Here is a 20704-nt window from a genome sequence, read left to right on the forward strand (position 1 = left end):
GCCCGAGGCCCCGGCACAAGGCCGGGGCGGGGTCTCTCAGTTGACCTGCTCGGTCGGCGCCGCCGATGCCGCCTGCGCCTGCGCGCGCCGGGCCAGTTCCTGCCGGTACAGCGCCATGAAGTCCACCGTATCGACGTTCAGCGGCGGGAAGCCTCCGTCGCGCGTCACGTCCGAGATGATCCGGCGGACAAAGGGGAACATCAGGCGCGGGCATTCGATCAGCAGGAAGGGGTGCAGCTGCTCTTCGGCCACGCCCTCGATGTGGAAGGTGCTGCCGTATTCGACTTCCAGCAGGAACAGCACATCGCCGTTGACCTTGTTCTTCGAGGTGACCTTGTACTTGGTCACCACCTCGTACTGGTTCGGCGCCGGGCGCTTGCGGGCGTCCAGGCTGACCGCGACCTGGATGTCCGGCTGGACCTCGCCGGCGCTCAGGCCCTTCTGCACCACCACGTTCTCGAAGGAAAGATCGCGGACATACTGTGCAAGCACCTGCATCCTGATCTGCGCAGGGGCCGCCGCCGCGCCATTCCCTGCCGGGGTTTCGTCTGCCATGTTCCGGTTCTCCCAAACGGATTTGCGGCCTTCTATCAGACCGGGGGGCCGCTCTCAATGCCGCCGTTCTGAGGAACCGAAAAGGCCAGCCCGAAGGGCCGGCCAATTCCTAACGATTCGTGAATGCCCACGGCCAAGTGCCTGATTTCATTCACTCGAAAAAAGTGACCACGCGCGGCGCACCCTCAGAGGATCTCGCTCATCTTCACTACCCGCCCCTCGGCGACCGACTTCAAGGCCGCCTCGGCGAGGGCGAGCGCCGCCAGCCCGTCCTCCCCCGAAGGCTGCGCCTTGGCCTTGCCGCCCATCGCATCGATGAAGGCCGCGATCTCGGCCGCGTAGGCCTCGGTATAGCGGGTCATGAAGAAGTCATGCAGCGGCGGCCGGGTATAGCCCGCCCCGGTGGCCACCTCGATGCTGACGGGCCGCTGGTTCTCGGCCGCCACCATCCCGCCGGACCCATGCACCTCGATCCGCTGGTCGTAGCCATAGGTCGCCCGGCGGCTGTTCGAGATCACCGCCATCTTCCCCGTGGCCGTCTTCAGCATCACCTGGACCGAGTCGCTGTCCCCCGCCTTGCCGATCTCGGGATCGACCAGCACCGAAGCCATGGCCGAGACCTCGGTCACCTCCTCGCCCAACAGAAACCGCGCCATGTCGAAGTCATGGATCGTCATGTCCCGGAAGATCCCGCCCGACCGCCGGATGTAATCGACCGGAGGCGCGCCCGGGTCGCGGCTGGTGATGACCACCATCTCCACCGCTCCGATGGTCCCCTTGTCGATCTCGCCCCGCACCGCCCGGAAATGCGGGTCGAAGCGGCGGTTGAAGCCAACCATCAGCGTGCCGTTGTGGGCGCGGACGACCTCCAGGCACTGCTTGACCCGGGCCAGGGACAAGTCGATGGGCTTTTCACAGAACACCGCCTTCCCGGCCTTCACGAACTGCTCGATCAGGTCGGCATGGGTATCGGTCGGCGTGCAGATCACCACAGCGTCGATGTCCCCGGCCGCCGCAATCGCGTCGATGGTCCGCACCTCGCAGCCATACTGATCCGCAATCGCCCGCGCCGCCGCAGGCATCGCATCCGACACCGCCACCAACCGCGCGCCCGGGTTCCCCGTCACCGCCTTCGCATGAACCTTCCCGATGCGCCCCGCACCCAGAAGCCCGAACCTGATCGTCATTTTCTCTCCTTGTCCCGGGCCGACCCCGGCTTTCCACTGTCAGGCGTAGGCGGCGTCCGAACCGCCCTTCACGCCGGTGATGTAGCTGACGATGTCATTGCCGTCGGTCTCGTCCTTCCGCAAGGAGGCGACGATGCGGCCCCGGCGAAAAACCACGATCCGGTCCACCAGATCGAACACCTGCCGGAGGTTGTGGGAAATCAGGATCATCGGAATGCCCCGGTCCTTCAGCCCGCGGATGATGTTCTCGACCTGCGCCGTCTCCTGCACCCCCAAGGCGGCCGTCGGTTCGTCCATGATGACCAGCTTTGACGCAAAGGCCGCCGTCCGCGCGATGGACACGCACTGGCGCTGGCCCCCGCTCATGTTGCGGATCGGGTTGTCCACGTTCGGAATCTTCACCGCCGTCGTCTTCAGCGCCTCAAGCGTCCGGTCCCGCATCGTCTTGCGATCCAGCCAGGAAAACGGCCCGAGACGGAACTTGAACAGCTCGCGCCCGAGGAACAGGTTGGACGGGACGTCCAGATCATCAGCCAGCGCCAGCGTCTGGAACACCGTCTCGATCCCGGCCTGCCGTGCCTCGAGCGGGCCCGCGAAGTGCACCGGCTGGCCGTCGAAGATGATCTCGCCGGAGGTGCGCTGCTCCACCGCCGTCACCTGACGGACGAAGGTGGACTTCCCCGCCCCATTGTCGCCCACCACGGCGACATGCTCGCCCTCATGCAGAATGAAGTTCGCATCTTCCAGCGCATGCACGCCGCCGTAGTGCTTGGTCAGGCCGCGGGTTTCAAGAATGATCTTCGACATCGACCTACCCCCGGCTGCGCTTGCGTTGACGCCACTGATCCAGCACCACCGCGCCCACGATGATCGCGCCCTTGACCATCTCCTGGTAGTAGGCGTCCAGCTTGATCGACGTGAAGCCCGAGATGATGACGGAGAAGATCGCGGCACCCAGCACCGTGCCAAGGATCGACCCGCGACCCCCGGCCAGCGAGACGCCCCCGATCACCGCCATCGCGATGGCGTCAAGTTCGTACATCACCCCCATCCCGGCCTGGGCGGTCAGGTTCTTCGAGGTGAGAAGCACCGCTGCAACCGCCGAAAGCAGGCCCGCGATGACATAGACCAGCACCTTGTGCCGGTCGACGTTGATCCCCGACATCCGCGCCGCTGCCTCGTTCGAGCCGATGGCATAGCAGCGCTTGCCGTAGAGGGTGTAGGTCATGATGACGTGGAACAGGATCGCCAGAAGGACGAATACCACGGCGGGGTTTTGCCCGGGCCAGTGCAGCAGGCCGAAGGTCATGCCGCCGAGAAGATCGCCGTTGGCGAGTTGTCCGTATTCGGCAGTCGGAAAGCTGACAGGCTGGCCGTTCGACCACCAGCGCGCGGCGCCACGGGCGCTGACCATGACACCAAGGGTTGCGATGAACGGAGGGATCCTGGTGTAGGCAATCAGCAAGCCGTTGATGAGTCCTGCAAAAAGTCCGCAGGCAAGGCCGATCGCAATCGGCACGATCACCGGCAGATCCATTGCCCAGTCCCCGAAGATCGCCTTCGGATTCGGGTTGCCGTTGACCATCGCGGTCTGGGCAAAGCTCATCACGACCATCGCTGTCGCGCCCACTACCGACCCTGACGACAGGTCGATGCCGCCGATGATGATGACCTGCGTCACCCCCAGGGCGATGATCCCGATGATCGCGACCTGAAGGATCATGATGTCGAGCCGCTGCTGGTTGAAGATCGCGTCCACGTTGTCGCGCATGTTGAACAGGAAGCTTCCGCCCTGCATGCGGTTCAGGATCTCGAAGATCAGGATGATCAGGACCAGCGCGCCGAACACGTTCCATTCTGGCGCCCGCGACCGTTTCGCCGGATCGTATTTCAGGCCGCCAAGCCCATGCGTTGCCTCTGCCACGTCGTCCTCCCTTCCCCCAAGGCTTCGGCAAGGCAGACCGAGGATACCTTGCCCGCGCCAGCAATAAACGGGGCGACCGTGACCGGCCGCCCCTGAGATGCCCGGAAGGGGCCTAGTTCTTCGCCATGTACTCGGCCATGTTGGCGGGGGTCACCAGTTCGAACGGGATGTAGACCTTCTGGTCCACCGCCTCGCCCTTCGCCAGCTTGACCGCTGCATCCAGCGCGCCGCCGCCCTGGGCCGCCGCGTTCTGGAACACGGTGATGTCAAGTTCACCGGCCTGCATCGAGGCCAGCGCGTCCTGGGTTGCGTCGACCCCCGAGACGATGACCTGGTCCATCGGAATGCCTGCCGCCTTGATCGCCTGGAGCGCACCCAGCGCCATCTCGTCGTTGTTGGCCAGCACGCCGTCGAAGGCGGCGCCGGTCGACAGCCAGTTGGTCATGAGATTCTGCGCCTCGTCCCGCGACCAGTTGGCGGTCTGCTGGTCGATCACGTTGACCTTCACCGCGCAGAGCCCCTCGTTCATCACGTCATAGTAGTTCTGGGTACGCTGCACGGCGGCCTGGTTCGACAGCTGGCCTTGCAGGACATAGACGTTGACCTCGTCCTTTCCGGCGGCCTTCCACTGGTTGCACTGTTCGATGAAGCCTTGACGCGAACTGTCGCTTTCGTTCGAGGCGACGAAGGCCTGGTTGTCGGGCAGGGTGTCAACGTTGATCGGCTGGCGGTTCACATAGACCAGCGGCACGCCGGCGGCTGCGGCGGCGTCCGACATCGCCTGGGTGGCCGAGGTGTCGACCGGGTTCACGATGATCGCATCGACTCCGCTGGCGATGAAGTTGTTGATCTGGTCCAGCTGTTTGGCGACATCGTCCTGGGCGTCCTCGATCTGGACCGACAGGCCTGCGGCGTCGGCCTGCGCCTGGATGCCGTTGCGCAGGACGGTCAGGAAGTTGTCGTCGAACCGGGCCATCGACACGCCGATCCCGTCGGCCATTGCCGTGGTGCCAAGAAGCGCGGCAAAGCCTGCGGCGATAATGGTCTTTTTCATGGGTCTCTCCTCCCTTTGTTGCCCGCTGTCCGTTACAGCGGATCACTTCATTTCCGCAGCGCGCCTCCCGCGTGTCGCGGATATCTCGTCAGCCCGTGACTCACGGGCTGCGCCATCATCCTTTCAGCAACGACTGATTCTTGCAACCGGTTGCAAAACTAATCAGGCGGGAATGTGCGCCAGATGATTCATGCTGGCCCGCAGCGCGCCTGCCGGGTCGGAAAGGGCGTGTACTGCGGGCGAAAAGGCCTCGAAACTCACCGGCCCGTCCCATCCTGCGGCCTGCAACGCGGCGATCTGCTCGACGTTGCCAAGACGGTCGCCCGGCGTCACCAGCACACGGTGCGGGTCGCGCATGTCCGACAGGCCCAGCGTTTGATCGACCACGCCCGAGACATGGACGATGCCGGTGTGGTCCGGGAAGAACGGTCCGCCGTGGGCAAGCGCATGGTGAAACGTGTCGTGAACCAGTCTGAACCGGCCCTTGCCGCCGACCGCCTCGATCGCCTCGACCGCCTCTGCCTTGTAGCGCAGCGCGCAGGTCTCGAAGCCCAAAGGCTCGACCAAGCCGATCAGACCGTGATCCTCCAGCATCGGCTTCAGCGCCTTCAGTGCGACGCGCAAGGCGGCCTGGCGTTCGCCATTGCCCATGCCCTGGTTGTCGTTGCGGGGGATGAGGCTGATCGCCTCTGCCCCGGCCGCGTTGGCAATCCGCATCAGGGCGAGCGCCTCGGCCTCCTTGTCGGCGGACCAGTCGTTGAAGCGCTTCACTTCCGCGACAGCCAGCAGGCGCAGGCCGTTCTCGCGGATACGCGCGCCTGCCCTGGCCGGGTCCAGCCCGTCGAACAAGGGCTGCGACAGGTCGTTGCGCAGCTCGATCCCGATGCAGCCAAGCTGCGCGGCAAGCGCGACGAGATCATGAAACGAAAGACGGGCCACCGTCATGTGGTTCAGCGCAAAATCTGGCATTGCCGACCCCCCCGAGCCGTCCTCTGCGGCGGGGCCAACGATCCACGACCGCATGACGGGGCGTCAATCCGCCTTGCGGCGAACACATCACCCCTGACGAAATCACGGTCAGGGCGATGATTGCTTTTCGTCAGACGCTTTCGGGAAGATAGAGGTCAGGCGGCAGGAAGTGCTGCCCTTGAACCGGGATGATCCCTCCGCTGACCGACTCGGCCGCGAGCCTGACCAGGTCGTCACACAGCCGCCGGAGCGGGGTCGCGATGACCATCGTCACATGCCGGCTGATGAGCGCCGCCCGGCTTTCCGGTGTGAGCTCATTGACGACAAGGGCAACTTCGCCGGGTTGCCGAGCCTCGCGCACGGCGGCGATGGCGCCCTCCATCCCGCCGCCTGCGCAATAGATGCCGCGCAAGTCCGGGTGGCGGGACAGAAGATCCAGCGTCGCCTCGTAGGTCAGTTGCCGGGTTTCCAGGTTGATGAGCGTGTCGAGAATCTGGAACTGGGGCGCATATTCGCGGAAATAACTGCGCACTCCGGTTTCGCGCAACTCGTGCCCGTGCCAGCGGTAGCCTCCAACGAAAACCGCGATCTTGCCCGCGTGATGGGATGCCGTCGCGATCATGTGCGCCGCAATCCGACCGACCTTCAAGTTGTTGAGACCAAGGTAATTCTGCCGGACACCCTGCCCGAAGTCATTCAGCAGAGAGAAGCAGGGGATGCCCTTTGCATTCAGTCGGACCACGGCCTCGGTCACCTCGGGATGGGTGACGGCGGTCGCGGCGACCACATCGACCCGACTGGAAAGCCCCTCCATCAGCTCGGTGAAATCGCGCGGAGATTGCGAGGTGGCAAAGGCCACCTGGAGCGAGGCGCGAACACCCGTGGCTTGTGTGACGGCACGCTCGGCCTCGGCCTTGAAAGCCTGATAGAAGGCCTGTCGTTCCTTGTGCAGCACAAGCCCCAGCCGCAGACGCGGAAGGTCGGCCTGGACGCGCTGCCCGATCAACGGCGCGGCGTGGTATCCGATCAGCCGGGCGGCCTCATACACCTTACGCGCGGTGTCTTCGCGAACCCTTTCACGACCATTCAACACGCGGTCGACGGTCGCGCTGGACACCCCCACCTCACGGGCGACATCAAGGATCGTGGGTCGTTTGGCCATTGGCTCTGACGAATTCACATCATGGATACGCCAGAAGATGATGGATCGTGACGCAACCTGCAAGCGCGCCTCTTGGTGTTTCCTCCGGTGCGGCCTTATCCACGACTCATGGCGGGGCCGTTCGGGGCGCGTGATCCGGGGGCGGCCCACAAAGGGGGACCAGATGGGCAAGCGCGACTACAGCCTGCTTGGGGCCGATGGAAAGCGGGCGGTGGAGTCTGGCCTGACTGCGGCGGAGTGGTATCACTCGGACGTGCCGCGCAAGGTGATGAAGGACCTGATGGCGCGCAGCGACGGCCCGGCGATCCGCGACACCGTCACACTATGCGGCTGCATGATCCTGTTCGCGGGGATCGGAATTACCCTCTGGCCTTCGTGGTGGTCGGCGCCGTTCTGGCTGGCTTACGGTGTTCTGTACGGTTCGGCGTCGGACTCGCGCTGGCATGAATGCGGACACGGCACTGCGTTCAAGACGCCGTGGATGAACAACGTCGTCTACGAGATCGCAAGCTTCATGATCATGCGCAACTCGGCTACCTGGCGGTGGAGCCATGCGCGTCATCATTCGGAAACCTATCTCGTGGGCCGAGACCCCGAGATCGCCGTGATGCGACCGCCCGAAGTGGCCAAACTGGTCCTGAACTTCTTCGGGATCATGGATGTGATCGCTTTCTTTCCCCGGATCCTTTCGAATGCGGTTTCGGGACCTACAGCCGAGGAGCGGACCTATGTTCCGCACAACGAGTGGGGAAAGGTGCAACGCGTCGCCATCATCCACGTCGCAACCTATGGGGCGACGGTTGGGCTTGCGGTCTGGATGGGCTCGATCCTGCCACTGATGGTGATCGGCCTGCCACGCATGTATGGCGCCTGGCATCATGTCATGACCGGACTGCTTCAGCATGGCGGGTTGGCGGACAATGTCATCGACCACCGGCTGAACAGTCGGACGGTCTACATGAACCCGATCTCGCGCTTCATCTACTGGAACATGAACTACCACGTCGAACACCACATGTTCCCGATGGTCCCCTACCACGCCCTGCCGCGACTGCACGAGGCGATCAGGGACGACCTGCCGCCCCCGAACCGGTCGATCGCCGAGGCCTTCCGCGAGATGTGGCCGGCGATCAGGCGGCAGGTGCTGAACGAGGACTACTACGTTCGCCGCGCCCTGCCGCCGACGGCCAAACCCTATCGGGAAGACCTTCACCAATATGTGCCCGGCGTCACACAGCCTGGCGCCGCCGAATGAGGACAAGCTCATGCCCTGGATCGATGCCTGTTCGAGGGACGACATAGATGTGGAAGACCTGATCCGCTGGGATCACGCGGGCCAGACCTTTGCCATCTATCGCTCGCCTGAGGGGGAGTTCTACGCGACCGCCGGCCTTTGCACCCACGAGAACGTCCATCTGTGTGACGGGCTGGTGATGGGTCACCTGATCGAGTGCCCGAAGCACAACGGTCAGTTCGACTATCGTACGGGCGAGGCCAGGCGCACCCCGGCCTGCGTGAACCTGCGAACCTTTCCGGTGAAGATCGAGGGCGACCGCGTGTTCGTCGAGTTGGCGTGATGGGACCGCAGAACCGGGCGGACTGCGGCCTGGCCGTGGTCAAGGCCTTTCCGGGCGGGCGGAACAGGTCGGGCTCACCGGGACCTGCTACAGATGCGTGCGGATCCCGTCGACAAGACGCTGTGCGGCCGGGGTGAGCTGTGATCCGACGCGGGTCACCAGACTGAACGGGGCGACGGCCAGTCCAAGGTCGATCGGCAGGGTGACGAACGGCACCGACGGGTTGCCCGAAAGGCTGTCAACCACCGGCGTCGCCAGCGGGGCGATGGCGTCGGTCTGGTTCAACAGGGCCAGAGTGAACAGGAAGGACGAGGTCGAGATGCGACGGTTCGGGATCGGCACCCCGATCTCGGTCAGGCGCGACATCACCGTCTGGGTCAGGAGCGTCTCATCATCGCCCATCACCCAGTCGTACTGGAGCAGATCAGCCACCGTGATCTCGGGCCGGACAAGCAAGGGATGACCGCGCCGGACCACCAGCGACAGGGGTTCATTGGCCATCACGTCTGCCTTGAGCTGACTTTCCCCGGCGGTCACCCGGGCAAGGGCAAAGTCCAGTCGGCCCTCCCGCAGCATGTCGCACAGGGTGATGGAGGTGGCGACCGTAACCTCTGCCCGGAAGTCGGGCAGGGTCTTCTGCATGGCTGTCAGCACGGGCAGGACAAGACTAAGCGCGGGTCCGGTCACCGCGCCGACGCGGACGACCCCTGCCCGTCCCGTCGCAGCCTCGGCCACTTCTTGCGCCGCGTCGAACAGTTCCATCTCGATCCGTGCGGCTCGCCGTGCCAGTGCGGCGCCTACATGCGTCAGGCGCAGACCCCGGCCCTGGCGTTCATGCAAGCTGAGGCCGAGGGCGTCCTCCATCTCTGCCAGCAGTCGGGATGCGGCCGGTTGCGCGATGCCGATCCTGGAGGCGGCCTCGCCCAAGGCGCCCACCTCGCCAAGATGCGCAAGCAGGCGCAACTGCACCGGCTTGAGGCGGCGCAGCTGGGTCATCAGGGCCGAGGGCGTCGGAGTCATGGCAAAATCGTTATGAATAGTCACCCAAGGCCTATTTGACAGGTATGGGTCTACCGCGCAATCTGCGCTTCGTCCGTAAGCAAGGGCCGCGTCGGCGTGCTCATTGCGGATGCAAACCAATATCATCGGGAGGAAACAGATGATCTTGACCCGCCGCGGCCTCATGGCCCTTGCCGGCACCACCGCCGCTCTGTCGGCCTTGCCGGCCTTCTCCCAGGACAAGGGCACTATCGGTATCGCCATGCCGACCAAATCCTCCTCGCGGTGGATTTCGGATGGTGAATCGATGGTGAAAGCCTTCACCGAGGCTGGCTACACCGCCGATCTGCAATATGCCGAGGACGACATCCCGACGCAGCTTGCGCAGATCGAGAACATGATTACCTCGGGCGTCAAGGCACTGGTGATCGCGGCCATCGACGGCACCACGCTTTCTAACGCGCTGGACAACGCCGCCGCCATGGGCATCAAGGTGATTGCCTATGACCGCCTGATCCGGGACTCCGGCTCGGTCGACTATTATGCCACCTTCGACAACTTCAAAGTGGGCGTGCAGCAGGCGGAATCGCTGGTTGCCGGTCTGAAAGAGCGTTTCGGCGACGTGAAGCCTTGGAACGTCGAACTGTTCGGCGGCAGCCCGGACGACAACAATGCCTTCTTCTTCTACAACGGCGCGATGTCGATCCTGCAACCGCTGATCGACGCGGGCGACATTGCCATCCCGTCGGGCCAGATGGGCATGGACGTCGTCGGCACGCTGCGTTGGGACGGTGCGGTGGCACAGGCGCGGATGGACAACCTTCTGTCGTCGAACTATGGCGACAAGCAGTTGCACGGCGTGCTGTCGCCCTACGATGGGCTGTCCATCGGAATCCTGTCGTCGCTGAAAGGCGTGGGCTACGGCTCGGGCGATCTGAAGATGCCGATCGTCACCGGCCAGGATTGCGAAATCCCCTCGATCAAATCGATCATCGCCGGGGAACAGTATTCCTCGATCTTCAAGGACACCCGAGAACTGGCCAAGGTCACCGTCAAGATGGTGGACGCGGTCCTCTCGGGCGCCGAGCCGGAGATCAACGACACCTCGACCTACGACAACGGCGTCAAGGTCGTGCCCTCCTACCTTCTGGAACCCGTTCCGGTGAACGCGACGAACTACGAAGAGGTCCTCGTCGGATCGGGCTACTACACGGCGGACCAGCTGAAGTAAGCTGATCCGAAGGGCCTGCCTGTGCCGCTCCCGTGCAGGCAGGTCCCTGGGGGGAGGGACCATGTCGACACTTCTGGAAATGCGGGAGATCACCAAGATCTTCCCGGGCGTCAAGGCGCTTGACCGGGTCAGCCTGACTGTCGAGGCCGGCGAGATCCACGCAATCTGCGGTGAAAACGGCGCGGGGAAATCCACGCTGATGAAGGTCCTGTCCGGGGTCTACCCGCATGGCAGCTATGACGGCGAAATCATCTACGACGGCCAGCCCCTGCAAAATCGCGGCATCCGCGACAGCGAGGCGAAGGGCATCATCATCATCCACCAGGAACTTGCGCTGATCCCGCTGTTGTCGATCGCCGAGAACCTGTTCATGGGCAATGAGGTCGCCAAGAACGGCGTGATCTCCTGGCCCCTTGCCATGCAGAAGACCGGCGAATTGCTGCGCCAGGTCGGCCTGAACGAACCCCCCAGTGCCGTGGTCGGAAAGCTGGGCGTCGGCAAACAGCAGCTGATCGAGATCGCCAAGGCCCTGTCCAAGAACGTGCGACTGCTGATCCTTGATGAGCCTACCGCCGCCCTGCAGGAAGCCGACGCCGACCGTCTTCTGGACCTGATGCTGGAGTTGAAGGCCAAGGGCGTCACGCAGATCATCATCAGCCACAAGCTGAACGAAATAGGCCGCGTGGCCGACCGGATCACGGTGATCCGCGACGGCACTTCGGTTTCGACCTTGAACAAGGCCGACATCTCCGAAGACCGCATCATCCGTGACATGGTCGGTCGCGACATGGCCCACCGCTACCCCGAGCGCATCCCGAACGTGGGAGAGCTGCTGTTCGAGGTCGAGAACTGGTCCTGCATGCACCCGGAACAGACCGGGCGCCAGATCATCAAGGACGTGTCGCTGAACGTGCGCAAGGGCGAGATCGTGGGCATCGCGGGCCTGATGGGCGCCGGCCGCACGGAGCTTGCCATGTCGATCTTCGGGCGCAGCTATGGCAAGGGCCACGCGGGCACGGTGAAGATGCATGGGAAACCCGTGGACGTCTCGACCGTGACGAAGGCGATCAAGGCCGGGATTTCCTACGTCACCGAGGACCGCAAGGCGCTGGGCCTTATCCTGGAAGAACCGATCCTGAGGAACATCAGCCTGGCGAACCTTTCCGGCATTGCGAAGAACTCTGTCCTGGACAAGCGACGCGAGGCGCAGGTGGCCGAAGGATATCGCCGGCAGCTTGCCATCCGCACACCCAGCGTGCAGCAGAAAGTGGTGAACCTGTCGGGCGGCAACCAGCAGAAGGTGGTGCTGTCGAAGTGGCTGTTCACCGACCCCGAGCTTCTGATCCTGGACGAGCCCACCCGGGGCATCGACGTGGGCGCGAAGTTCGAAATCTACACGATCATGAAAGAGCTTGCCGAGCAGGGACGCGGGGTTCTGATGATCTCGTCCGAAATGCCCGAGTTGCTGGGCATGTGCGACCGTATCTATGTGATGAACGAGGGGCGGATCGTGGGCGAGCTGACGCGCGACGAGGCGAGTCAGGAGAAGATCATGGCCCTGATCGTGAAAGACAACGGCAAGACCACGGAGAAGGTGGCGTAAATGGCTGAAAATCAAAGTGCTCTGGGTGGACACCTGCGCGAAAACGGGATGCTTCTGGCCCTGGTCGCCATCGTGGCGCTCTTCTCGGTGCTGGTCTCGTATCAGGGCAAACCGATGTTCCTGCAGGCGCCGAACATCACCAACATCTTCCTGCAGAATGGCCATGTCATCATCCTGGCGCTGGGGATGCTTCTCATCATCGTCGCCGGGCATATCGACCTGTCGGTCGGATCGGTTGCCGCCTTCACCGGGGCGGTCGCGGCCTATCTGACCGTAAGCCTCAAGCTGCCAGTCTATGCGGTCATTCCCCTGACGCTGATCGTCGGCGGACTGATCGGAGCGGCGCAAGGCTATTGGGTCGCCTACTGGCGCATCCCGAGCTTCATCGTGACCCTGGCCGGGATGCTGGTCTTCCGGGGGGCGACGCTGTGGCTCTTGGGCGGGCAGAACATCGGGCCGTTCCCGAAGGAGTTTCAGGCGATGTCCTCGGGCTTCATTCCCGACCTGACCGGCATCGGCAAACCTCATGGTCTGACGCTGGTGATCGCCGTCGTCGCCATTGCCGTCGTGATCTGGATCGGGTTGCGCGCCCGGCGGCGCGACATGGAATTCGGCATCACTCCCGAACCGGCGGGCCTGTTCTGGGGTCGGTCGCTGGTCATCGCTGCCGCCATGGCCTTTGTCGGCTGGCAGCTTGCAAGCTTTCGCGGCCTGCCGAACGTGCTGGTGGTGCTGGCTGTCCTGATTATCCTCTATGCCTTCTTTACCGAGAACACGGTGCAGGGCCGGCGCATCTATGCGGTGGGCGGCAACTACAAGGCCGCCCAGCTGTCCGGGATCGGCACCGAGCGGCTGGTCTTCTTCTGCTTTGTCAACATGGGCGTCCTTGCTGCGCTTGCCGGGATGATGGTCACCGCGCGCCTGAACTCGGCCACGCCCAAGGCCGGGACCGGGTTCGAGCTTGACGCCATCGCTGCCGTCTTCATCGGCGGAGCCTCGATGGCGGGGGGTTCGGGCAAGATCATCGGTGTCGTCATCGGCGCGCTTATCATGGGCGTGATGAACATGGGCATGTCGATCCTGGGCGTCGGCATCGACTACCAGCAGATGATCAAGGGTCTGGTGCTGCTCCTCGCCGTGATCTTCGACGTCTACAACAAGAACAAGTAGGGCAGGAGATGATGCATCTATCCACCGTAAAGGGCGTGGGCGTCGTCGTCCGGCAGGCGGGCGAGGCGCGTGTGCTGCGGAATACCGCGTCGGTCTATGAGCTTGCGACTGCAGCGATTGCATCGGGTCATGGCCTTGCCGCAGAAGTCGCGCGCCGGGAGCTTGGCGAGACCGTCGATCTGACCCGTGCCGAGTTCGAGCTTCCGGTCAGCCACCCGGACCCGGCCCATCTGCATCTGACCGGGACGGGTCTGACCCATCTGGGCAGCGCCTCGGCCCGCGACGCCATGCACGCGAAACTGGCCGGAGCGGAAACGCTGACCGACAGCATGAAGATGTTCCGCATGGGGATCGAGGGCGGCCGCCCGCCCGCGGGCGAAGTCGGCGCGCAGCCGGAGTGGTTCTACAAGGGCAATGGCTACGCCGCGGTCGCGCCCGGTGCCGCGCTCGAGGCTCCGGGATTTGCCGAGGATGGAGGCGAGGAACCCGAGCTTGCGGGCATCTACCTGATCGGACCGGACGGCACCCCGCACCGCATCGGCTGGGCGCTGGGCAACGAGTTTTCCGACCACGTCACCGAACGGGTCAATTACCTGTGGCTGGCGCATTCGAAGCTGCGGGTTGCCTCATACGGGCCGGAGATTCTGGTGGGCGATCTTCCCGTCGATGTCAGGGGCACCAGCGCCATCATCCGGGGCGGAAGAACGCTGTGGGAGAAGCCCTTCCTGTCCGGCGAGGCGAACATGTCGCACAGCTTTGCCAACCTCGAACACCACCACTTCAAGTACGACATCTTCCGACAGCCTGGCGATCTGCATGTTCACTTCTTTGGCACGGCGACGCTATCCTTCGCGGACGGGATCAGGACCGAAGCCGGAGATGTCTTCGAAATCGCGGTTGCCGACTTCGGCCAGCCGCTTCGCAATACCCTCACCTTTGCGCCCAAGACCACGGGCCTCACACAAGTACGCCCGCTTTAAGGAGTTCTGGCCATGACAAAATTCAAACCCGCCACCTGGCCCCGCAAGCTCCGCAGCCAGGAATGGTTCGCCGGAACCTCGAAGGACGCGATCTATCACCGCAGCTGGATGAAGAACCAGGGGCTCCCCGCCGACCTCTTCGACGGTCGCCCGGTGATCGGCATTCTGAACACGTTCTCGGAACTGAACCCCTGCAACGCGCATCTGAACGACCTTGCCGATCGGGTAAAGCACGGGGTCTACGAGGCGGGCGGCCTCCCGGTCATCGTTCCGGTGTTCTCTGTGTCGGAGTCAGGCTTCCGCCCCACCGCGATGATGTTCCGCAACCTTGCCGCCATGGCGGTGGAGGAAACCATCCGTGGGCAGCAGATGGATGGCGTTGTCTGCCTTGTCGGCTGTGACAAGACAACGCCCTCTTTGCTGATGGGCGCGGCATCTGTGGACCTGCCGACGATCATGGTCTCGGGCGGGCCGATGCTGAACGGGTACTACCGGGGCGAACGCGTCGGATCGGGGACCCATCTGTGGAAATTCAGCGAGGCGGTGAAGGCGGGTGAGATGACCGCCGAGGAGTTCGTCGAGGCCGAGGCGTCGATGAGCCGTTCGCCGGGATCGTGCAACACGATGGGGACAGCCTCGACCATGGCGTCGATGGTCGAAGCACTGGGCATGACGCTGTCGGGCAACGCGGCCATTCCCGCAGTAGACAGCCGTCGCCGGATGATGGCGCATCTGACGGGTCGCCGCATCGTTCAGATGGTGAAGGACGACCTGAAACCGTCGGACATCCTGACGCGCGAGGCGTTCCAGAACGCGATCCGCACCAATGCGGCGATCGGTGGCTCGACCAACGCCGTGATCCATCTTCTTGCCATTGCGGGTCGGCTTGGCGTGCCGCTGACGCTGAACGACTGGGACGAATGGGGGCGCGACGTGCCAACCATCGTCAACCTGATGCCGTCGGGCAAATACCTGATGGAAGAGTTCTTCTATGCGGGCGGATTGCCTGCCGTAATCAAGCGGCTGGGCGAAGCGGGGCTTCTGAACAAGGAGGCGCTGACCGTGTCTGGCGGGCCGATCTGGGATGAGGTGAAGGATGTCCGCAGTCACAATGACGACGTGATCCTGCCGACCGAGAAGGCCCTGACCCAGTCGGGCGGCATTGTGGTCCTGAAGGGCAATCTTGCGCCCGATGGGGCCGTGCTGAAACCCTCGGCCGCAACACCGCATCTGATGCAGCATCGGGGCCGTGCCGTCGTGTTCGAGGACATCGACGATTACAAGGCCAGGATCGAGGACGAGAGCCTGGATATCGACGAGACCTGCGTGATGGTCCTGAAGAACTGCGGCCCGCGCGGCTATCCCGGGATGGCCGAGGTCGGCAACATGGGTCTGCCACCCAAGGTGCTGCGCAAGGGCATCACCGACATGGTCCGCATCTCTGATGCGCGTATGTCGGGCACGGCCTATGGAACGGTGGTCCTGCACACCTCGCCCGAAGCGGCTCGCGGGGGGCCTCTGGCGGTGGTCCGCAACGGCGACATGATCGAGCTGGACGTGGCCAACCGCCGCCTGCATCTGGATATTCCCGAGGAAGAACTGAAGGCGCGCCTTGCGGCCTGGACCCCGCCGGTGGAGCCTCCGTCAGGGGGCTATGCCAAACTGTATCACGACCACGTTCAGGGTGCAGACAAGGGCGCTGACCTGGACTTTCTTGTTGGCTGCCGTGGCAATGCCGTGGCGCGGGAGAGCCATTGATGGCCGGAAAGACCAAGGTCGCCCTGGTCGGCATCGGCAAGATCGCCCTTGACCAGCATGTACCGGCGATAGCGGCGAGCCCGGATTGGGAGCTTGCGGCCACCGTCAGCCGCAAGGGCAATGTGCCGGGTATCCCCGCCTTCACGGACTTTGCAGCGTTCCTGGCCGAGCGGCCTGATGTTCCGGTCGTATCGCTTTGCATGCCTCCGGTCCCCCGTTTCGACTATGCCGAGGCGGCACTTCTGGCCGGGCGCCATGTGATGCTGGAAAAGCCGCCTGGGGCCACTCTGGCCGAGGTGCATGCCCTGGAAGCGTTGGCGCGCGACCGTGGCCTGACGCTGTTTGCGACCTGGCACAGCCGAATGGCGCATGCGGTGGCGCCAGCGCGAGCATGGCTGAAGGATGCGACGATCAAGAGCGCGCACATCACCTGGCGCGAGGATGTGCGGAAATGGCATCCTGGTCAGGACTGGGTGTTCGAGCCGGGCGGAATGGGGGTATTCGACCCCGGTATCAACGCGTTGTCGATCCTGACCGAAATCCTGCCAAAGCCCGTACATCTGACGAGGGCCCGGCTGGAGTTTCCCGAGAACCGACAGACGCCCATCGCGGCGCAGCTGACCTTCTCGGGCAATGTCACTGCCGATTTCGACTGGCGGCAGGAGGGCCCGCAGACCTGGGACATCGCCGTAACCACCGACAAGGGAGAGCTTGCGCTGCGCATGGGCGGAAATGTACTTGAGATCGACGGCAAGCCCGTGGCTGGCGAGAATACCATCATGGGTGAATATCCCTTGCTTTATACGCGGATGGCCGACCTGGTTGCTGCCCGGCAATCGGATGTCGATCTTTCCCCCATGGTCCATGTCGCGGATGCGATGACCCTGGGCGAACGGGCAAGCACCGCAGCGTTTCATTTCTGATCCCCGTCGGCGCGTTTTGCGTCCGCTTAGGAAAGACACACATGCTGACCGGAAAACATCTCATCGCGGGCGAGTGGCTCGCGTCGGCCCAGACCTTTCAATCCTCTCCCGCCCACGGGCCGGCGCGGACCTTCTCGGCCGGAACCCCGTCGCACGTCGATGCGGCTTGCGAAGCCGCCGAAGCCGCCTTTCCCGACTACTCCGCCCTTTCCAATGCGGACCGTTCGGCATTTCTGAACCGGATTGCCGACGAGATCGAAGCGCGCGGCGCCGAGATCACCGAAATCGGGACGCAAGAAACCGGTCTTCCGGCTGCGCGCCTTGAGGGCGAGCGTGGCCGGACCGTTGGCCAGTTGCGCCTGTTCGCCACGCATATTCTGTCGAACGGCTGGCTTGATCGGCGGCATGACCCGGCGCTGCCCGACCGGCAGCCTGCTCCTCGCCCCGACATCAAATTGATCCAGCGTCCGGTTGGTCCCGTTGCCGTGTTCGGCGCGTCGAATTTTCCGCTGGCCTTCTCGGTCGCGGGCGGGGATACGGCCTCGGCCCTGGCTGCCGGATGTCCGGTCGTCGTCAAGGGCCACTCTGCCCATCCCGGGACCGGAGAGATTGTCGCCCAGGCCATCGACGCCGCCATAAAGGCGAGCGGAGTCCCTGCAGGGACGTTCAGCCTGGTACAAGGTGGCAAGCGCGAGGTCGGCGAGGCGTTGGTGCAGAACCCGTTCATCAAGGCGGTAGGGTTCACCGGGTCGCTTGCCGGAGGGCGCGCCCTGTTCAATCTTTGCGCAGCACGCCCGGAGCCGATCCCGTTCTTCGGAGAGCTTGGCTCGGTCAACCCGATGTTCCTGCTTCCAGCCGCCCTTGCCGCTCGTGGTGAGGCGATTGCCAAGGGGTGGGCCGGGTCGCTGACCCTTGGCGCCGGACAATTCTGCACCAATCCCGGGATCGCGGTCGTGATCGACGGCCCCGACGCCGATGCTTTTGTCGAAGCAGCGAAAGAGGCTGTCGGCGCGGTCGGACCTCAGACCATGTTGACCGACGGCATTGCCGAAGCGTTCCGAGCCGGTCGGGACCGAGTTGCGAAAGGGACTGGGGTCAGGTCTGTTCTGACCTCCACCTGCGACATGCGCAACGCCACGCCTTATCTTTTCGAGGTGTCGGGCGCAGATTGGCTGGCCGACCATTCGCTTGCAGAAGAGGTCTTCGGGCCTCTCGGGCTGATCGTCCGGGTGCGCCATGCAAGCGAGATGCAGGCCATTGCGCGAAGCCTGCAGGGACAGCTGACATGTACGCTGCACCTGGAACCGGACGACATGGACCTTGCGCGTCTGCTGATGCCGCTGCTTGAACGCAAGGCAGGCCGCATCCTTGCCAACGGCTTCCCGACCGGCGTCGAAGTCGTGGACGCTCAGGTTCATGGCGGACCCTATCCGGCCTCGACCAACTTTGGCGCGACCTCGGTGGGGACGCTGTCAATCCGGCGCTGGTTGCGGCCCGTGGCCTACCAGAACATGCCGGATGCATTGCTGCCATCTGCCTGGTCGGCCTGACCATGGCGGGCATCGTCACAATCGGGCAGCTTGACGGCGAGGATGTCCGGCAGATCACCCTTGTCGGCGGTCGCGGCCTTCGGGCGGAGATCCTGACCTATGGCGCAAGGCTGGCCGAGTTGTGGGTGCCGGATCGCAACGGCGTGCTGGCAGACATTGTGCTTGGCTTTGACAGACTGGCCGACTGGAAGGACCGGGGCATCTATGTGGGGGCAACCTGCGGACGCTATTCCAATCGAATAGCCGCAGGGCAGTTCCCTCTGGACGGACGGATCATCACGGTTGACCGAAACGAGGGCCAGCAACACCTGCACGGCGGTCGGTCGGGGCTGGATACCAAGCACTGGCAGGTCGAGGACCATTCCGAGACGCACCTGTCCCTGGTCACATCCTCACCTGACGGAGAGATGGGCTATCCCGGCGCACTGACGGCGCGCGTGACCTATCGGCTGCAGGACCCCGGCTTGCACATCGAGATGGAAGCCAAGGCCGACGCGCCGACCGTGGTGAATCTGGTGAACCATGCGTATTTCAATCTGGCCGGGCACGGGTCTGGCGACGTGCTGGAGCAGGAGTTGCAGATTGATGCGGGCTTCTATCTTCCAGTCGATGACCGGCTGATCCCCACCGGCGAAGTCCGCCGCGTCGCCGATACCCCCTTCGACTTCCGGACTGCGCGTCCCATCGGCGCGGTTTTCCCCGGACCGGGTGGCTTCGACCATAACTTCTGTCTGTCGTCCCCGACAGACGCGACGGGCCTTCGTCCCTGCCTGCAGGCGACCGACCCTGCCTCGGGCCGCAGGATGCGGCTTTCGACAACCGAACCCGGGGTGCAGCTGTACACAGGCGCGCATTTCAACGAGACGCCGGGCAAGGCAGGGGCGCGGTATCCACGCTTCGCTGGCTTCGCGGCAGAGACGCAGCGCTTTCCGAACTCGCCCAATACACCGCATTTCCCATCTGCCCGACTCGATCCCGGCGAGATCTATCGGCACGTCATGCAGTTCGACTTTACCCCGGCGGCCTGATCCTGCGTTCGGCCATGCGGCGGTGCCGCCTAGACGGACCGCGTGAGTCCCCCGTCGACGCGAAGCGTCTGTCCCGTGATGTAGCTGCTGTCCTCAGAAAGCAGGAAGGCTGCGGCCTTGGCTTGTTCCTGGACGGTGCCGATGCGCTTCAAGGCGGCAAGTTCGCCATACTTGGCGACATCGAGGCTGTCGGTGAACCCGGGTGCAAGGCAGTTCATGCGGATGTTGGTCGGGCCGTAGCGGTCCGAATAGAGCTTGGTGAAGGTGGAAACCGCGGCCCTGTAGGTGCAGGACGCCGGAAACCAGAGGGACGGCTCTTGGCTGGCATAGGTCGTGATGTTGACGATCGAGCCGCCCTTCTGCCGTTCCATCACTGGCGTCACCAGCCGGGACATCCGGATCACCGAGGTCAGGATCATGTCGTGTGCAAGGTCCCAGCCCTCATCCGGGATTGACAAGAGATCACCCTTCGGCGGATGGCCGGTGTGGTTCAGCACCGCATCGATCCTGCCATAGGTCGCCACGGCCAGATCGACCACCGCCTTGAGGTCCTCGGCACTTTGCGCGACACCGCGATGCGCCACGCCACCCAGTTCGGCCGCCAGACGTTCACAGCTTTCGGACGGAGACATCAAGGCAAGAAGATAGCCGCGTCCGTGCATTTCCCGGGCAACGGCAGCACCGATTCCGCGTCCGCCCCCGGTAATCAGACATACCTTTTGTGTCATGGAGCGATCCTCAGCCTTGGGTTCATGTGATCGGTATCCCTGCCGATCGTCTGGCAAGCCAAAATGCAGTTTCGTGCACAGCAGACACCGTGCCGCACGGACACTCAATCTTGAATGTCCTTGACTGGCAAGCCGGTGCATTGCGCTCCAGTCCGCCCGGTCCGGGTCAGATCCGGATGGATCGTTGCCCGGAACGCGGCCCGTTCCACAACGGTCTGTCTTCTGCAAAGATGCTGTCCCTGAGCTTGGTGTAGGTTCTGGCTGAGGTGGTCACCGGCGATGTTCCGGTAGGGTCTGGTTGCTGAC

General features: G+C 63.8%; 19 protein-coding genes. 10 read left to right on the top strand and 9 right to left on the bottom strand.

Annotated features, from left to right (window positions below; translation table 11 throughout):
* Positions 1-36 precede the first annotated feature (36 nt).
* From secB to D5084_RS15220, 7 genes are all read right to left on the bottom strand, one after another.
* Positions 37-555 (bottom strand): protein-export chaperone SecB, encoded by a 519-nt coding sequence (gene secB, locus D5084_RS15190; RefSeq protein ID WP_128516349.1) that lies wholly within the window; start codon positions 553-555, stop codon positions 37-39.
* A 185-nt stretch (positions 556-740) separates the two neighbouring features.
* Entirely contained in the window at positions 741-1742 is a 1002-nt protein-coding gene (gene iolG / locus D5084_RS15195) for an inositol 2-dehydrogenase (protein WP_128516350.1), read from the bottom strand.
* Positions 1743-1781: 39 nt separating this feature from the next.
* Entirely contained in the window at positions 1782-2549 is a 768-nt protein-coding gene (locus tag D5084_RS15200) for an ATP-binding cassette domain-containing protein (protein WP_128516351.1), read from the bottom strand.
* Positions 2550-2553: 4 nt separating this feature from the next.
* Complete coding sequence (locus tag D5084_RS15205; protein ID WP_128516352.1) at positions 2554-3666, bottom strand: ABC transporter permease; 1113 nt, start codon at positions 3664-3666, stop codon at positions 2554-2556.
* A 112-nt stretch (positions 3667-3778) separates the two neighbouring features.
* Complete coding sequence (locus D5084_RS15210; protein ID WP_128516353.1) at positions 3779-4720, bottom strand: substrate-binding domain-containing protein; 942 nt, start codon at positions 4718-4720, stop codon at positions 3779-3781.
* Between the two features lie 162 nt (positions 4721-4882).
* Positions 4883-5689, bottom strand: a complete 807-nt coding sequence (locus tag D5084_RS15215) for a TIM barrel protein (protein ID WP_238382671.1) — start codon at positions 5687-5689, stop codon at positions 4883-4885.
* Positions 5690-5819: 130 nt separating this feature from the next.
* Positions 5820-6851 carry a LacI family DNA-binding transcriptional regulator gene (locus D5084_RS15220; RefSeq protein WP_128516354.1) on the bottom strand — a complete coding sequence of 344 codons (1032 nt, stop codon included), beginning with the start codon at positions 6849-6851 and terminating at the stop codon, positions 5820-5822.
* A 163-nt stretch (positions 6852-7014) separates the two neighbouring features.
* Between D5084_RS15220 and D5084_RS15225 the strand changes: the two genes are divergently transcribed.
* Both D5084_RS15225 and D5084_RS15230 read left to right on the top strand, forming a co-directional pair.
* Positions 7015-8106, top strand: a complete 1092-nt coding sequence (locus D5084_RS15225; protein WP_128516355.1) for a fatty acid desaturase family protein — start codon at positions 7015-7017, stop codon at positions 8104-8106.
* Positions 8107-8116: 10 nt separating this feature from the next.
* On the top strand, positions 8117-8428 hold the full coding sequence (locus tag D5084_RS15230) for a MocE family 2Fe-2S type ferredoxin (protein WP_128516356.1): 312 nt from the start codon (positions 8117-8119) through the stop codon (positions 8426-8428).
* An 87-nt stretch (positions 8429-8515) separates the two neighbouring features.
* On the opposite strand, the gene D5084_RS15235 is transcribed toward D5084_RS15230, so the two are convergent.
* On the bottom strand, positions 8516-9448 hold the full coding sequence (locus tag D5084_RS15235) for a LysR family transcriptional regulator (protein WP_162302450.1): 933 nt from the start codon (positions 9446-9448) through the stop codon (positions 8516-8518).
* A 163-nt stretch (positions 9449-9611) separates the two neighbouring features.
* On the opposite strand from D5084_RS15235, the gene chvE reads away from it, so the two are divergent.
* The 8 genes from chvE to D5084_RS15275 all read left to right on the top strand — a co-directional run bounded on the left by chvE (position 9612) and on the right by D5084_RS15275 (position 19670).
* Positions 9612-10658 (top strand): multiple monosaccharide ABC transporter substrate-binding protein, encoded by a 1047-nt coding sequence (gene chvE / locus D5084_RS15240; protein WP_238382674.1) that lies wholly within the window; start codon positions 9612-9614, stop codon positions 10656-10658.
* Between the two features lie 61 nt (positions 10659-10719).
* Positions 10720-12261 carry a multiple monosaccharide ABC transporter ATP-binding protein gene (gene mmsA, locus D5084_RS15245; protein ID WP_128516359.1) on the top strand — a complete coding sequence of 514 codons (1542 nt, stop codon included), beginning with the start codon at positions 10720-10722 and terminating at the stop codon, positions 12259-12261.
* The gene (mmsB, locus tag D5084_RS15250; protein WP_128516360.1) at positions 12262-13431 is read left to right on the top strand and encodes a multiple monosaccharide ABC transporter permease; all 1170 of its coding nucleotides are present in this window, start codon (positions 12262-12264) and stop codon (positions 13429-13431) included.
* 8 nt (positions 13432-13439) lie between these two features.
* Positions 13440-14411, top strand: a complete 972-nt coding sequence (gene araD1, locus D5084_RS15255; protein ID WP_274378901.1) for an AraD1 family protein — start codon at positions 13440-13442, stop codon at positions 14409-14411.
* Positions 14412-14423: 12 nt separating this feature from the next.
* Entirely contained in the window at positions 14424-16169 is a 1746-nt protein-coding gene (gene araD, locus D5084_RS15260) for an L-arabinonate dehydratase (protein WP_128516362.1), read from the top strand.
* Positions 16169-17092 (top strand): Gfo/Idh/MocA family protein, encoded by a 924-nt coding sequence (locus D5084_RS15265; protein ID WP_128516363.1) that lies wholly within the window; start codon positions 16169-16171, stop codon positions 17090-17092. Before araD ends, D5084_RS15265 begins: the two co-directional genes overlap by 1 nt.
* A 41-nt stretch (positions 17093-17133) precedes the next feature.
* Positions 17134-18642: an aldehyde dehydrogenase (NADP(+)) gene (locus tag D5084_RS15270; protein WP_128516364.1), complete on the top strand. Its 1509-nt coding sequence runs from the start codon at positions 17134-17136 to the stop codon at positions 18640-18642.
* 2 nt (positions 18643-18644) lie between these two features.
* On the top strand, positions 18645-19670 hold the full coding sequence (locus D5084_RS15275) for an aldose epimerase family protein (protein ID WP_128516365.1): 1026 nt from the start codon (positions 18645-18647) through the stop codon (positions 19668-19670).
* A 29-nt stretch (positions 19671-19699) separates the two neighbouring features.
* Here the strand turns inward: D5084_RS15275 and D5084_RS15280 are convergent, their stop codons facing one another.
* The gene (locus D5084_RS15280) at positions 19700-20539 is read right to left on the bottom strand and encodes an SDR family oxidoreductase (RefSeq protein ID WP_354001228.1); all 840 of its coding nucleotides are present in this window, start codon (positions 20537-20539) and stop codon (positions 19700-19702) included.
* Between the last annotated feature and the right edge of the window lie 165 nt (positions 20540-20704).

Origin of the sequence: Tabrizicola thermarum (assembly GCF_003574395.1) — a bacterium.
GTDB lineage: Bacteria > Pseudomonadota > Alphaproteobacteria > Rhodobacterales > Rhodobacteraceae > Tabrizicola > Tabrizicola thermarum.